This is a genomic window from Duganella sp. P38 (assembly GCF_050859475.1).
In the GTDB taxonomy this organism is placed as follows: domain Bacteria; phylum Pseudomonadota; class Gammaproteobacteria; order Burkholderiales; family Burkholderiaceae_D; genus Rugamonas.
Genome location: NZ_CP193936.1, coordinates 506,810 through 520,785, shown reverse-complemented (window position 1 = coordinate 520,785; position 13,976 = coordinate 506,810). Strand labels below are relative to the sequence as shown.

General features: G+C 63.8%; 11 protein-coding genes. 4 read left to right on the top strand and 7 right to left on the bottom strand.

Going from position 1 to position 13,976, the window contains the following annotated elements; genetic code table 11:
• Positions 1–32: 32 nt before the first annotated feature.
• The 4 genes from ACRQ5J_RS02375 to ACRQ5J_RS02360 form a co-directional block, all read right to left on the bottom strand.
• Complete coding sequence (locus tag ACRQ5J_RS02375; protein WP_432383571.1) at positions 33–2,069, bottom strand: M13 family metallopeptidase; 2,037 nt, start codon at positions 2,067–2,069, stop codon at positions 33–35.
• Positions 2,070–2,168: 99 nt separating this feature from the next.
• Positions 2,169–4,190 carry a M13 family metallopeptidase gene (locus ACRQ5J_RS02370; protein WP_432380980.1) on the bottom strand — a complete coding sequence of 674 codons (2,022 nt, stop codon included), beginning with the start codon at positions 4,188–4,190 and terminating at the stop codon, positions 2,169–2,171.
• A 162-nt stretch (positions 4,191–4,352) separates the two neighbouring features.
• Complete coding sequence (locus tag ACRQ5J_RS02365) at positions 4,353–6,368, bottom strand: M13 family metallopeptidase (protein WP_432383570.1); 2,016 nt, start codon at positions 6,366–6,368, stop codon at positions 4,353–4,355.
• Between the two features lie 198 nt (positions 6,369–6,566).
• Positions 6,567–7,148 carry a hypothetical protein gene (locus ACRQ5J_RS02360; RefSeq protein ID WP_432380979.1) on the bottom strand — a complete coding sequence of 194 codons (582 nt, stop codon included), beginning with the start codon at positions 7,146–7,148 and terminating at the stop codon, positions 6,567–6,569.
• A 340-nt stretch (positions 7,149–7,488) separates the two neighbouring features.
• On the opposite strand from ACRQ5J_RS02360, the gene ACRQ5J_RS02355 reads away from it, so the two are divergent.
• Both ACRQ5J_RS02355 and ACRQ5J_RS02350 read left to right on the top strand, forming a co-directional pair.
• Positions 7,489–8,934, top strand: coding sequence for a S41 family peptidase (locus tag ACRQ5J_RS02355; RefSeq protein WP_432380978.1), 1,446 nt, complete (start codon positions 7,489–7,491; stop codon positions 8,932–8,934).
• A 128-nt stretch (positions 8,935–9,062) separates the two neighbouring features.
• Positions 9,063–10,184: a beta-ketoacyl-ACP synthase III gene (locus ACRQ5J_RS02350; protein WP_432380977.1), complete on the top strand. Its 1,122-nt coding sequence runs from the start codon at positions 9,063–9,065 to the stop codon at positions 10,182–10,184.
• Here the strand turns inward: ACRQ5J_RS02350 and ACRQ5J_RS02345 are convergent.
• Both ACRQ5J_RS02345 and ACRQ5J_RS02340 read right to left on the bottom strand, forming a co-directional pair.
• Positions 10,181–10,798, bottom strand: a complete 618-nt coding sequence (locus ACRQ5J_RS02345) for an FMN-dependent NADH-azoreductase (protein WP_432380976.1) — start codon at positions 10,796–10,798, stop codon at positions 10,181–10,183. The two genes, ACRQ5J_RS02350 and ACRQ5J_RS02345, sit on opposite strands and share 4 nt — an antisense overlap.
• The gene (locus ACRQ5J_RS02340) at positions 10,795–11,214 is read right to left on the bottom strand and encodes a GNAT family N-acetyltransferase (RefSeq protein ID WP_432380975.1); all 420 of its coding nucleotides are present in this window, start codon (positions 11,212–11,214) and stop codon (positions 10,795–10,797) included. The genes ACRQ5J_RS02345 and ACRQ5J_RS02340 overlap by 4 nt, the downstream gene beginning before the upstream one ends.
• An 80-nt stretch (positions 11,215–11,294) precedes the next feature.
• On the opposite strand from ACRQ5J_RS02340, the gene ACRQ5J_RS02335 reads away from it, so the two are divergent.
• Together ACRQ5J_RS02335 and ACRQ5J_RS02330 are read left to right on the top strand one after the other, a co-directional pair.
• Positions 11,295–12,698, top strand: coding sequence for a PLP-dependent aminotransferase family protein (locus ACRQ5J_RS02335; protein WP_432380974.1), 1,404 nt, complete (start codon positions 11,295–11,297; stop codon positions 12,696–12,698).
• A gap of 83 nt (positions 12,699–12,781) precedes the next feature.
• A complete protein-coding gene (locus tag ACRQ5J_RS02330; RefSeq protein WP_432380973.1) occupies positions 12,782–13,228 on the top strand; it encodes a carboxymuconolactone decarboxylase family protein in 447 nt (148 codons plus the stop codon).
• A gap of 16 nt (positions 13,229–13,244) precedes the next feature.
• Here the strand turns inward: ACRQ5J_RS02330 and ACRQ5J_RS02325 are convergent, their stop codons facing one another.
• A complete protein-coding gene (locus tag ACRQ5J_RS02325) occupies positions 13,245–13,889 on the bottom strand; it encodes a hypothetical protein (protein WP_432380972.1) in 645 nt (214 codons plus the stop codon).
• Positions 13,890–13,976 lie beyond the last annotated feature (87 nt).

Genomic DNA, 13,976 nt, shown 5'->3' with positions numbered 1-13,976 from the left:
ACCTGACCCCGAATTGGCTACAGGTTACCGCGTTACCACATGATTACGCGGTCCTTGGGCGGCAGGTACATCTTGTCGCCTGGCTTGACACCGAAGGCGTCGTAGAAGCCGGGCTGGTTGCGCATCGGGCCGTTGGCGCGGTATTGGCCCGGCGAGTGCGGGTCGGTTTTGATCTGCTGGATCTGCGCCGCTTCCCGCATCTTCATACGCCAGACCTGCGCAAAGCCCATGTAGAAGCGCTGGTCGCCCGTCAGGCCGTCGATTACCGGTGCTTTCTTGCCTTTGAGCGATAGCTTGTAGGCCTTGTAGGCGATCGCTACGCCACTGTTGTCGGCGATGTTCTCGCCCAGCGTCAGTTCGCCGTTGACGTGGTAGCCTGGCAGCGGGCTGAACTGGTTGTACTGCTCGACCAGCATCTTGGTCTTGGCCGAGAAGGCTTTGTGGTCGGCCGCCGTCCACCAGTCACGCAGGTTGCCGTCGCCGTCGTACTGCGCGCCCTGGTCGTCGAAGCCGTGGCTGATTTCGTGGCCGATCACGCCGCCGATGGCGCCGTAGTTGACCGCGTCGTCGGCGTCGGCGTCAAAGAACGGCGCCTGCAGGATCGCTGCCGGGAAGACGATTTCGTTCATCTCCGGGTTGTAGTAGGCGTTGACGGTCTGCGGCGTCATGCCCCATTCGTCGCGGTCGATCGGTTTGCCCAGCTTGTTCAGCTCCTTGTTGTAGTCGAACTGGCGCGAACGGATGACGTTGCCAACCAGGTCTTCCTTGCTGATCTGCAGCGCGCTGTAGTCGCGCCATTTGTTCGGGTAGCCGATCTTGTAGGTGAACTTGGCCAGCTTGGCCTGCGCCTGCTTCTTGGTCACCGGCGTCATCCAGTCCAGCTTGTCGATGCTGGTTTTGTACGCGGCCAGCAGGTTCTTCACCAGTTCTTCCATGCGCGCCTTGCGCTCGGCCGGGAAGTGCTCCGCCACGTACAGCTTGCCGACGGCTTCGCCCAGCGCGCCTTCGGTCACCGAGACGCCGCGCTTCCAGCGTGGACGCTGTTCGGTCACGCCACTCAGCACGGTGCCGTAGAAGGCGAAGTTTTCGTCGACGAAGGCTTTGCTCAGGTACGGTGCGTGCGCGCGCACCACCTGCCATTGGAAGTAGGCCTTGAGCGTCGCCAGCGGCGTGCTGTCGAGCAGCGCGGTCATGCCCTTCAGGTAGCTCGGCTGGCTGACGATGACGTAGCTGACCTTGCCTGCAACGCCGGCGTCTTTCAGGTAGGCGTTCCAGTCGTAGCCTGGCGCCACTTCGCCCAGCTTGGCGATGTCGACCTTGTTGTAGGCCTTGATCGGGTCGCGCAGCTCGACCTTCGTCCATTGCAGCTTGGCCAGTTCTTTTTCGAACGCGACCACGGTCTGCGCGGTGGCGGCGCCCTGCTTGTCGCCGGCCAGGGTCAGCATTTTGCCGACGTGCTGCTCGTACTTGGCCAGCGTTTCGGCCAGCTTCTTGTCGTCCGCTTTCAGGTAGTAGTCGCGGTCCGGCAGGCCCAGGCCGTCCTGGTAGATGTCGGCCACGTATTTGGTCGAATCCTTGTTGTCCTGGTGGACGCCGTAGTTGTACGGCGCCGTCACGCCGATCTGGTTGAAGTGCGAAATCAGCGCCGGCAGCTGTTTCTTGTCGCTCAGCGCGGCAACCTTGTCCAGCTCGGCCTTGAGCGGCGCGATGCCCAGTTGCTCCAGCCTGGCTTCATCCATGAAGCTGGCGTAGAAGTCGCCGATGCGCTGCGCTTCCGCACCGCCGGCCTTGTTGGCGGCGGCGCCCTCGATGATGGCGCGCAGTTGCGGCTGGATGTCGTCGCGCAGCTTGGCGAACGAGCCCCAGCTCGATTTGTCGGCCGGGATCTCGGTCGTGGCCAGCCACTTGCCGTTCATGTGGGTGAACAGGTCGTCCTGCACGCGCACCGCCGGGTCGATGTATTCGACGGCGATGCCGGAGGTCGGCTTGCTTGCTACTTTGGCGCTGGCGGGTGCGGCGCTTTTGGCGCTGTCCGCTGCGCCGGCCAGGCCTGCGATCAGGCTCAGCATCAATGCACTTACGAGATGACGTTTCACGAGGATTTCCTTCTAGGTTTAAGAGAAGGCCCACTGCTCACATGGGCCGCACCGCTTTTATAACATACCTCATCACCACATGATGACGCGGTCCTTGGGCGCCAGATACATCTTGTCGCCCGGCTTGACGCCGAAAGCTTCATAGAAGCCCGGCTGGTTGCGCACCGTGCCATTGGCGCGGAACTGATCCGGCGAGTGCGGATCGGTTTTCAGATAGACGATTTGCTGGGCGTCGCGGATCTTGCTGCGCCACACCTGGCCAAAGCCCATGTAGAAGCGCTGCTGGCCGGTCAGGCCGTCGATCACCGGCGCCGGCTTGCCGTTCAGCGAAATCAGGTAGGCCTTGTAGGCGATCGCCGCGCCGCTGTTGTCGGCGATGTTCTCGCCCAGCGTCAGCTCGCCGTTGACGAAGTAGCCCTTGACCGGGCTGTAGCCGCTGTATTGCTTGACCAGCTGCCGGGTCTTGGCGGCGAAGTTCTTGTGGTCGGCCTTGGTCCACCAGTCGCGCAGGTTGCCGTCGCCGTCGTACTGCGCGCCCTGGTCGTCGAAGCCGTGGCTGATCTCGTGGCCGATCACCGCGCCGATGGCGCCGTAGTTGACGGCGTCGTCGGCGTCGGCGTCGAAGAACGGCGGCTGCAATATCACCGCCGGGAACACGATCTCGTTCAGCTCCGGGTTGTAGTAGGCGTTGACGGTTTGCGGCGTCATGCCCCACTCGTCGCGGTCGATCGGCTTGCCAAGCTTGTTGACTTCCTTCTCGTACTCGAAGGCGTGCGAGCGCAGCACGTTGCCGACCAGGTCATCCTTGCTTACCGTCAGCTTCGCATAGTCGCGCCATTTGTTCGGATAGCCGATCTTGGTGGTGAACTTGGCCAGCTTGGCTTGCGCCTGCTGCTTGGTCGCCGGACTCATCCAGTCCAGCGTATCGATGCTTTCCTTGAACGCTGCCAGCAGATTCTTCACCAGCGCTTCCATGCGCGCCTTGCGCTCAGCCGGGAAGTGCTGCTCGACGTACAGCTTGCCGAGCGCCTCGCCCAGCGCGCCGTCGGTGGCGTTGACGCCGCGTTTCCAGCGCGGCTGCTGCTCGTCGGCGCCGCTCAGCACCTTGCCGTAGAAGGCAAAGTTTTCCTGCACGAAGTCCCTGGACAGGTAAGGCGCGTTGGCATGCAGCACCTGCCACTGGAAGTACGCCTTCCACGTCGCCAGCGGCGTCTTGTTCAGCAGCTGGTTGAAGCCGGTGATGTAGCTCGGCTGGCTGACGATGACGTAGTCGGTCTTGCCGCCGATGCCGGTGTCGTTGAGCCAGGTTTTCCAGTCATAGCCGGGCGCCAGTTTGGACAGCTTGTTCAGCGGCACCTTGTTGTAGGCCTTGACCGGATCGCGCAACTGCACCTTGGTCCAATGCAGCCTGGCGATCTGCGTTTCCAGCGCGACGATGGCCCTGGCGTCGGCTGCCGCATTGGCGTTGCCGGCCAGCGTCAGCATCTTCGCCACGTGCTGCTCGTATTTGGCCAGCGTGTCGGCCAGCTTTTTATCGGACTTGTTCAGGTAGTAGTCGCGGTCCGGCAGGCTCAGGCCGTCCTGGTAGATGTCGGCTACGTACCTGGTCGAGTCCTTGTTGTCCTGGTGGATGGCGAAGCCGTACGGCGCGGTGTAGCCGTAGCGGTTGAAGTGGGCGATCAGGCCGGGGATCAGCTTTTTGTCGTTGAGCGCGGCCACGCGGTCGAAGTCGGGTTTCAGCGGCAGCAGGCGCAGCTCCTCCAGCCGCGCCTCGTCCATGTAGCTGGCGTAGAAGTCGCCGATGCGCTGCGCCTCGGCGCCGCCGGCCTGGTTGGCGGCCGCGCCTTCGATCAGCGCGCGCAGCTGCGGCTTGGTGTCGTCGTCGAGCTTCTCGAACGATCCCCAGCTGGATTTGTCGGCCGGGATCTCGGTCCTGGCCAGCCACTTGCCGTTCAGGTTGAGGAAGAAATCGTCCTGCGGCCGCACCGCAGGATCGATGTTGGCGAGGTCCACGCCCGAGGTCTTTTGCTGTGCCTGTACGCAGCTTGACGCCAGCAGCGCTGCCATCAGGGCGCTGAGCAGATGTGCTTTCATTGTGTGGTTTCTCCCATGATTCAAGAACAATAGCAAAAAAACCACGATTAGTTAAGCAACGTCGTTCCCGCGAAGGCGGGAACCCATGCGCCGCATGTGTCGTCCGCCAACGGCAAGAGCGAAGGCGCTATGGATTCCCGCCTTCGCGGGAATGACGGCGGCTTACCAGATGATGATGCGCTGTTCCGGCGCAACATACAGCTTGTCGCCCGGCTTCACGCCGAAGGCGTCGTAGAAGCCCGGCTGGTTGACCACCGGGCCGTTGGTGCGGTACTGGCCGGGCGAGTGCGGGTCGGTCTTGATTTGCAGGATCTGCTGGTCCTCGCGCATCTTCACGCGCCAGATCTGGCCGAAGCCCATGAAGAAGCGCTGGTCGCCGGTAAAGCCGTCGATCACCGGCGCCGGCTTGCCGCCCAGCGACAGCTGGTAGGCCTTGTAGGCGATCGCCACGCCGCTGTTGTCGGCGATGTTCTCGCCCAGCGTCAGCGCGCCGTTGACGTGGTAGCCCGGCAGCGGGCTGTAGCCGTCGTACTGCTTGACCAGCGCATCGGCCTTGGCCTTGAAGTTGGCGCGGTCTTGCTTGCTCCACCAGTCGCGCAGGTTGCCGTCGCCGTCGGACTGGCTGCCGCCGTCGTCGAAGCCGTGGCTGATCTCGTGGCCGATGACGGCGCCGATGGCGCCATAGTTGACCGCGTCGTCGGCGCGCGCGTCAAAGAACGGCGGTTGCAGGATGGCGGCCGGGAAGACGATCTCGTTCATCGTCGAGCTGTAGTAGGCGTTGATGGTTTGCGGCGTCATGCCCCATTCCTCGCGGTCGATCGGCTTGCCGAGCTTGGCGATCATGCGCGCATGGCGGTAGTTGGCGGCGCGCAGCACGTTGCCGATCAGGTCGCCCTTGACGATGGCCAGCGACGCGTAGTCGCGCCATTTGTTCGGGTAGCCGATCTTGGGCGTGAATTTGGCCAGCTTGGCTTGCGCCTCGACCTTGGTGGCCGGGCTCATCCAGTCGAGATTGTCGATGCTGGTCTTGTAGGCGGCCAGCAGGTTCTTTACCAGCTGGTCCATGCGCTGCTTGCGCTCGGGCGGGAAGTATTCCGCCACGTACAGCTTGCCGAGCGCCTCGCCCAGGCTGGCTTCGACCAGCGCCACGCCGGTCTTCCAGCGCGGCGGCTTGACGGCCACGCCGGTCAGCACGGTGCTGTAGAAATCGAAGTGGGCGTCGGCGAAATCCTGCGACAGGAACGGCGCCGCTTCACGCAGCAACTGCCATTCCAGGTAGGACTTCCAGGTGGCCAGGTCGGTCTTTTCCAGCACCGCGGCAAAGCCGGTCAGGTAGCTCGGCTGGTTGACGATCACATAGTCCACCTTGTTGGCAACGCCGGCCGCCGCCAGCGCGTGGCCCCAGTCGAAGCCCGGCGCCAGTTCGGCCAGCTGCTTGATCGGCATCTTGTTGTAGCGCTTGACCGGGTCGCGGTTCTGCACCTTGGTCCATTGCGCCTCGGCCAGCGCGGTTTCCAGCGCGACGATTTTCCTGGCATTGGCGCTGGCCTGCTGGTCGCCGGCCAGGCCGAGGATCCTGGCCACCAGCAGCTCATATTTGGCCAGCGCGTTGGCCATCTTGGCGTCGTCTTTTTTCAGGTAGTAGTCGCGGTCCGGCAAGCCCAGGCCGCTTTGCGCGATGTACACCGCGTACCTGGTCGACTCGCGCGCGTCCTGGCGCACGCTGAGGCCGTAGGGACCGTTGACGCCGATCTGCGCCAGGTGCGCCATCATCATCGGCAGGCCGTTTTTGTCCTTGATCGCGCGGATGCGGTTCAGCTCGCCGGTCAGCGGGCGGATGCCAACCTGGTTCAGCCTGGCTTCATCCATGTAGCTGGCGTACAGGTCGGCGATCTTCTGCGCCTCGCTGCCCTGCTTGCGGGTCTTGTCGGCTTCGGCTTTTTCGATCAGGCCGCGCAGCTGCGGCAGCGTGTCGTCGCGCAGCTTGGCGAAGGTGCCCCAGCTGGATTTATCCGACGGAATCTCGGTGGTCTTCAGCCAGCTGCCGTTCAGGTAGGTGAAGAAGTCATCTTGCGGACGCACGCTGGTGTCCATATTGGGCAGGTCGATGCCGGAGATCGGGGTGGTTTGCGCCGCGGCGAAGGCCGTCAGCAGGCTCAGAGTCAGAGTGGTCAGCACGAGCGATTTTTTCACAGCTTGTCCTTATGGTTAGAACTTGGGTTGCTCAATTCTAACGTCCGCACCGGCCGCAAGGACAGCCGCCAGCCGCTTGTTACTTTACGATACAAGCCCCCGTCGTTCCCGCGCAGGCGGGAACCCATGGCACCGCTGCGCACAGTCAGCATGGATTCCCACCTGCGTGGGAATGACGGCGGTTTAGCCGCCCGGCAGATTCACGTTAAGACCACCCGCGCCAACGCCCACCCCCATGCCACCACGTCCACCCTTGCCGCCGCGATGCTCACCGCCCTCCTCACGCCGCTCCGGCCGGGCGCCGCCGCCGCTTTCCTGCGCGCGCTGCAACTGCTCCACCAGCAACTGCGCCACCGTCGCACGCTGGCTTTCCGATAAGGCATCATTAACGGTCAACCACCATTCGCGCAGCAGTTTCTCTTCGGCGCCGCTGGTTGCAGCTTCCTCATCAACCGCCCTGGCCAGGTCGCGCAGCTCGACATTCGCACCCTGCGCACCAGCCACGGTGGCGGCCTGCAGGCGCTCGCGGCGCTCCTTGCGCGCGCGCAGCAGATTGCGCGTCTTGCTCTCGGTCTGCGCCCACAGCGTCTGCTGGTTGGCGTTGAGGTTGAGCGATTTCTTCAGCTCGCCGGCCATCGGCAGATAATCGTCGGCCTTCATCTCCATCAACGGCAGCGCGAACGCCGGCGACAGCAGGGCCGAAAGCGCCAGCGCAGCGCCGAAACGACGCAGAACGGACGAGGTGGGGCGGGACAGGAAGCACATGAAATCTCCGTAGATAAAAAAGCCAGCGCTTGGGGCGCTGGCGAAAACCACTTCAGGGTAGAGAGAAATACGAGCCCAGTGTAGGCCGCGAATCGGCGCACGGCTGGGCTTCTTACAATTATTTACTGTCGTGAACGTAAGGGATACACCCAATACAAACCAGCAAAATTAACCTTTCACCAAGCGGGCATTGGTGCGCTTTAATAGTCAACGGATCGCGTTGTAAATCGACGTAAAGGTATAAATCATTTCGTGAGGGCTACTACGTTTGCCGCAAATCAGGTTTATACTGAATTCACGCCGCTGCATATCCGCCGCGGCCCGCTTTGACAGGTGAAACATGGGCAAGAAGTTAAAGAATTCCGGTCTGGTTGGACTGGGCGTGGTGGCCGGCGTCGCCATCTCCCTGCAATTTTCGGCGATGGCGCAAAAGCCGGCCGACCCGCCGTTGCCGCTGGAAGAGCTGCGCCAGCTGGCCGATGTGTTCGGCCTGATCAAATCCGACTACGTCGAGCCGGTCGAGGACAAGAAGCTGCTGACCGAGGCCATCTCCGGCATGGTCGCCTCGCTCGACCCGCATTCCGCCTACCTGGACAAGAAAGCCTATGCCGAACTGCGCGAGGGCTCGCAGGGCAAGTTCGTCGGCCTCGGCATCGAGATCGGCCAGAGCGAGGACGGCTATATCAAGATCGTCGCGCCGATCGAGGACTCGCCGGCCTGGCGCGCCGGCATCAAGCCGGGCGACCTGATCAGCCGTCTCGACAGCACGCCGGTCAAGGGCATGACGCTGGACGACTCGATCAAGAAAATGCGCGGCGAACCCAACAGCAAGGTCAGCCTGACCATTTTGCGCAAGGGCGAACCGGAGCCGCTGGTGTTCAACATCACGCGCGAGGAAATCCACCAGAAAAGCGTGAAGGGCAAGATTGTCGAGCCTGGCTACGCCTGGTTGCGCATCTCGCAATTCCAGGAACCGACCGTGGATGACATGGCGGCCAAGATTATCGAACTGTACCAGCAAGACCCGAACATCAAGGGCCTGGTGCTGGACCTGCGCAACGATCCGGGGGGCGTGCTGCAAGGCGCCATCGGCGTGGCTGCCGCCTTCCTGCCGAAGGACGCGCCCATCGTCTCGACCAACGGCCAGCTGTCGGACCAGAAGCAAATCTTCTACGGCCGTCCGGAATACTATGAGCTGCGCGGCGAGAACGACGCGCTGGCCAAGCTGCCGGCCGCCATCAAGAAGGTGCCGATGGCGGTGCTGGTCAACACCGGTTCGGCTTCGGCCTCCGAAATCGTCGCTGGCGCGTTGCAGGATTACAAGCGCGCCGACATCATCGGCACCCAGACCTTCGGCAAGGGCTCGGTGCAGACCATCCGCCAGTTGACGGCCGACACCGCCGTCAAGCTGACCACGGCGCGCTACTACACGCCCAACGGCCGCTCGATCCAGGCCAAGGGCATCACGCCCGACCTGGCGGTGGACGAAAACGCCGACGGCGACGGCCTGAACGCGCTGCGCACCCGCGAAGCCGACCTCAGCAAGCACCTGTCCAACGACCGCGAGGCCGAAGGCGACAAGAGCAAGCGCGACGAGCTGGAAGAACAGCTGCGCATCCTGGCGCTGGAGAAAAACCGCAAGCCGCTGGAATACGGCAGCGGCGAGGATTTCCAGCTGCAGCAGGCGCTGAACCACCTGAAGGGCCTGCCGGTGCAGCTGGCCAAACCGGGCACCACGGTAGTCACCACCGAGACCGGCCTGAAGAAAGATCTGGCGAAAAAATAAGCGGTTCAGCTGCGGCAGACCTGGCGGCGCCTCAAGGGCGCCGCTTTTATTTTCCAGTAACGTGTAGGCATTGTGTAGAATTTGCCCCATTATTGGCATCTGCCATTGCTTAATTTGAAAGTTTATCCATGAAACAAGCAGTCATCAGCGGTACCGGCCTCTTCACGCCTGCGCAGTCGATCACCAATGAAGAGCTGGTTGAGTGTTTCAACACCTACGTCGAACAGTTCAACGCCGACAACGCCGCCGCCATTGCGGCCGGCGCCGTCACGGCGCTGGAGCCGTCCAGCGTGGCGTTCATTGAAAAAGCGTCCGGCATCAAGTCGCGCTATGTGATGGAGAAGGAAGGCATCCTCGACCCGCGCCGCATGGTGTCGCACATCGCCGAGCGCGCCGACGAGGAGCTGTCGCTGCAGGCGGAAATCGCCGTGGCCGCCGCCCGGCAGGCGCTGGACCGCGCGCGCAAGACCGCCGCCGACATCGACATGGTGCTGGTGGCCTGCTCCAACATGCAGCGCGCCTACCCGGCCATGGCGGTCGAGGTGCAGGGTGCGCTCGGCATCGACGGCTACGGCTTCGACATGAACGTGGCCTGCTCATCGGCCACCTTCGGCATCCAGCAGGCGGTGGCGGCGGTGCAAAGCGGCCAGGCGCGCGCGGTGCTGGTGCTGAATCCGGAAATCACCTCGGGCCACCTGAACTGGCGCGACCGCGACAGCCACTTCATCTTCGGCGACGCCTGCACCGCGATCGTCATCGAAGCAAAGGACACGGCCACCAGCCCGCACCAGTGGGAAATCCTCGACAGCAAGCTGAAGACCAGCTTCTCGAACAACATCCGCAACAACTTCGGCTTCCTCAACCGCTTCGACGAGGACGGCGTCGGCCAGGCCGACAAGCTGTTCCGCCAGCAGGGCCGCAAGGTGTTCAAGGACGTCTGCCCGATGGCCGCCGAGATGATCAAGGACACCATCGCCCACGCCGGCCTGGAAGTGCCGCAGGTCAAGCGCTACTGGCTGCACCAGGCCAACCTGAACATGAACCTGCTGATCAGCCGCCTGGTGCTGGGCCGCGACGCCGAGCCGGGCGAGGCGCCAGTGATCCTGGACGAATACGCCAACACCTCGTCGGCCGGCTCGGTGATCGCCTTCCACAAGCACTCGGCCGACATGGCCAAGGGCGAGCTCGGCGTGATCTGCTCGTTCGGCGCCGGCTACTCGATCGGCTGCGTGGTGGTCAAGCGCATCTAAACGGCGAAGTGCCGCGCCAGTTCCAGCTCGACGGCCGCCTGCGCGGCCGTTGTTGCGTCTGAACCGGCGGCCAGCGCTTGCAGCGAGAAGAAGTGCAGGTCCTTCAGGCCGATGGTCGGCAGGATGGCGCGCAGATAGGGTTCGAGGAAGTCCGGCTGGCGGGCGCGCTCGCCGCTGCGCCAGCCGCCGGAGCTGACGGCGATGTAGACCGGGCGGTCGCGCAGCGTGCCGACCTTGCCCTCGGGCGTGGCGTTGAAAGTGACGCCGATGCGCACCACATGGTCCAGCCAGGCCTTCAGCACCGAGGGCACGGTGAAATTGTGCATCGGCGTGGCGATGACGACCGCGTCCGCCGCGCGCAGTTCTTCGATCAGCAGATCCGACCAGTCCAGCGACGACAGGCCGCGCGCATGCGGCGCTCCGCCTTCGCGGCGCGACAAGGCGTTTGCGTATTGAAAATCCACATGCGGCAGCGGTTCCGACCACAAATCACGCGACACTAGCTGTACAGACGGGTACGCCTTGCGTAATTGCGCGATGATTTGCTGCGACAGGCGGTAGCTGTCCGATTCCTCGGCGCGCGCACTGGCGCTGATGTGCAAAATGTTCTTCATGCGAGATCCTTGCCGAAACGTAGCGCGCCGGGCAGCAGCCCTTCGCGGAAATAGAAGCGCTGCGCCTGCACATTGGTCAGCGCCGTATCGAGCACCAGCCGCGCGCACTGCGCTTCCTCGGCAAACACCGTCAGCTTCGCCAGCAGCAGCGCACCCCAGCGGCGGCTGCGGTGCCGTTCCGCCGTCACCAGATCGTCCACGTACAGGAAGCGGCCATACACCGTGTTCTCCTGATAGCGATAGCCGGCCAGCGCCACCACCTCGTCGCCCTCCCACACCGCGAGGATATGATAGTCCTGCCCGCGCTGGCGGGTAATCTGCGCCACAAACGCCTCCGGCGACGCCAGATGCGGACGCAGCTCTTTCATCACAGGATAACAGGCGCGCAGCTCCTGCTCCGTCTCTACGATTTTCATGGCATGTCCTTTCAAAGAGGCCATCGTAGTCCGCCAATGGCATAATCCCCAGAGCCATAAACCGACATTTGGAGTAGGCCATGGATTTCCTCCAGCTGGACACCAGCGCCGCCGAGCCGCTATACCGGCAAATCTACACGCGCTTGCGCAGCGCCATCGCCGAAGGCATGTTGCAGCCGGGCGACCGCATTCCGGCCGCCCGCGCGCTGGCGCTGGAGCTGGGACTGGCGCGCGGCACGGTGGAATCGGCCTATGCGCTGCTGACGGCGGAAGGCTACGTGGAAGCGCGCGGCCAGGCCAGCACCGTGGTCACGCCCGCGCTGGCGCGCCACGCGCCGGTGTCGCCGACGCCGCGTCCCGCCGCCGCGCATAACAATCTGGACGACGCTGCCTCGTCCACCAGGCCGTTCCAGATGGGCATACCGGCGCTGGACGCTTTCCCTCGCAAGGTGTGGGCGCGGCTCGCCGCGCGCGCCGTCCGGGCCACGCAGCCGGACGACATGATTTATCCGCCATGGGCCGGCCTGCCCGGGCTGCGCATCGCCATCGCGGCGTACTTGCAGCTGGCGCGCGGCATCGACTGCACGCCATCGCAGGTGTTCATCACCAACGGCTACCGCAATTCGCTGGAACTGATCACGCGCGCGCTGCTGCAACCGGGCGACGGCGTGTGGGTTGAAGATCCCGGCTATCCGCCCACCAGCGCCCTGCTGCGCGACGCCGGCATGCGGGTCGCGCCGGTGCAGGTGGACGCCGAGGGGCTGATGGTGTCGCACGGCGTGGCCAGCGCGCCCAAGGCCAAGGCGGCCATCGTCACGCCGGCGCACCAAAGCCCGCTGTGCGTCTCGCTGTCGCTGCCGCGCCGCCTGGCGTTGCTGGACTGGGCTTCGCGGGCCGGCGCCTGGATTGTCGAGGACGACTACGACGGCGAGTACCGCTACGTCAGCCGCCCCCTGCCCGCGCTGAAAAGCCTGGACCGCGATGGCCGCGTGCTGTACTCCGGCACCTTCAGCAAGGTGCTGTTCCCGGCGATACGGCTGGCCTACCTGGTGGTGCCGCCGGCGCAGGTGGAGCGTTTTGAACACATCAGCCGCACCTTCGCCACCGGCGGGCCGGCACTGATGCAGAGCGTAGTGACCGATTTCATGAACGAAGGCCATTTTGCGCGGCACATCCAGCGGATGCGCCGGCTGTATGCCGAACGCCGCGAGCTTGCGGCCGATGGCTTGTCGTCGGTGCTGGGCAAGCATATGCAGGTGGAGCCGCAGCCGGGCGGCATGCATCTGGTGCTGCGCATGAAGGGCTATCACACCGACCGCGCGCTGGCGGCGCGCATGCGCGAGAAGGGGATGGCGGCGCTGGCGCTGTCCGAGCGCGGCGTGCTGCCGCATATCCCGTCGGCGCTGCTGCTGGCCTTCACCAATATCGAGACGCGGGCGCGGGCGCAGGAACTGGGCAGGCGTATCCTGAAAATCATGGACTAGTCCAAAGCACTATTCTTGGCCCTTTTAACATGGTCCATGTGCGCGCACAATGATTCCATCGTAACCAACCGGAGGACATCATCATGAGCAAGCGTCTGGAAATCTTCAAGTTCGCCCCTGCGGCCTACAAGGGCCTCATCGCCGCCAAGGAATATGTGCACTCGGCGCTGCCGGCCGAGCTGCTGGAACTGGTCAACCTGCGCATCTCGCTGATCAACGGCTGCGCCTACTGCATCGACATGCACACCCGCGACCTGCTGAAGCAAGGCGTGCGCGCCGACAAGATCGCGCTGGTGCCGGTGTGGGATGAAGCCGCCGCGCTGTTCAGCGAAAAGGAGCAGGCCGCGCTGGCGTGGGCCGAAGTGGTCACCCGCGTCGAACAGACCAAGGTGCCGGACGCCGACTACCAGGCCGCGCTGGAAGTGTTGAGCGAGCAGGAACTGGCCGACATCACCATCGCCGTCGCGCTGATGAACACCTTCAACCGCTTCGGCGTCAGCATGCGCATGCAGCCGGCGGCGTTAGCCTGACACCTAAGACCTAAGCCTATGCGGCCGGCCTGGCGATCCAGGTGCGATTGCTCTGCTTCGCGCGTCCCTTGCCGTGCTTGAACGGCACCAGCGTTTCCAGCACGTAGTCGAGCGTGTGGGGCAGCGGGTTGCCTTCGGGCCCGGCGCTGTAGCGGACGGTGACGGTGGCATCCAGCACGAACGGCGCGCGCATGGCCACCACCATCTGGCGCAGCGTGCCGGAGCCGGCATCCACCCACAGCTTCACCGTGCCCTTTTGCAGCGCGCCATCCTGCCGGACTTCAAACAGTGCGCAGGGCATGCCATCGAGCGATTGACCATCTGTTCGTACCGGCCGGCTCTCCGACAGCTTCTCCGCCACATCCAGCAAGCCAGCGACGCTATCGAAATCATGGGCGCTGGCGTTCTTGTCTTCCGGCTCGCGGCGGACCAGTTCATACACCGGTCGGCCCTTCTCCCAGCCGCGCAGGCGCATGGTGGTCACCACATGCTGCCGTGCGCCGCCTTTTTCGATATCGCTGACTATCTCCACCTCGGCAGCCGCCCACTTGCGCGCCGCGTCCAGTTGCGCCAGCGCGCTTTTCCACAAGGCGTCGTTGTCCTGCGCGTGCAGGGGCGTCAGGGTGCAGCATAGAGCGAGGATGACGAGCAGGTTTTTCATTGCTCAAGCTTAATATTGTCAAAAAATTTTGGCAATTCTTTAATGCAACCATGCTGTTTTGGCAGCGCGGGCGGCGGCTTATGCTAC

Excerpts from the sequence above, each read along its gene's own strand:
- ACRQ5J_RS02370 (WP_432380980.1), bottom strand. The coding sequence starts at position 4,190 with ATGAAAGCACATCTGCTCAGCGCCCTGATGGCAGCGCTGCTGGCGTCA.
- ACRQ5J_RS02345 (WP_432380976.1), bottom strand. The coding sequence starts at position 10,798 with ATGAAGAACATTTTGCACATCAGCGCCAGTGCGCGCGCCGAGGAATCG.
- ACRQ5J_RS02355 (WP_432380978.1), top strand. The coding sequence starts at position 7,489 with ATGGGCAAGAAGTTAAAGAATTCCGGTCTGGTTGGACTGGGCGTGGTG.
- ACRQ5J_RS02325 (WP_432380972.1), bottom strand. The coding sequence starts at position 13,889 with ATGAAAAACCTGCTCGTCATCCTCGCTCTATGCTGCACCCTGACGCCC.
- ACRQ5J_RS02375 (WP_432383571.1), bottom strand. The coding sequence starts at position 2,069 with ATGCTGAGCCTGATCGCAGGCCTGGCCGGCGCAGCGGACAGCGCCAAA.
- ACRQ5J_RS02330 (WP_432380973.1), top strand. The coding sequence starts at position 12,782 with ATGAGCAAGCGTCTGGAAATCTTCAAGTTCGCCCCTGCGGCCTACAAG.
- ACRQ5J_RS02360 (WP_432380979.1), bottom strand. The coding sequence starts at position 7,148 with ATGTGCTTCCTGTCCCGCCCCACCTCGTCCGTTCTGCGTCGTTTCGGC.
- ACRQ5J_RS02335 (WP_432380974.1), top strand. The coding sequence starts at position 11,295 with ATGGATTTCCTCCAGCTGGACACCAGCGCCGCCGAGCCGCTATACCGG.
- ACRQ5J_RS02340 (WP_432380975.1), bottom strand. The coding sequence starts at position 11,214 with ATGAAAATCGTAGAGACGGAGCAGGAGCTGCGCGCCTGTTATCCTGTG.
- ACRQ5J_RS02350 (WP_432380977.1), top strand. The coding sequence starts at position 9,063 with ATGAAACAAGCAGTCATCAGCGGTACCGGCCTCTTCACGCCTGCGCAG.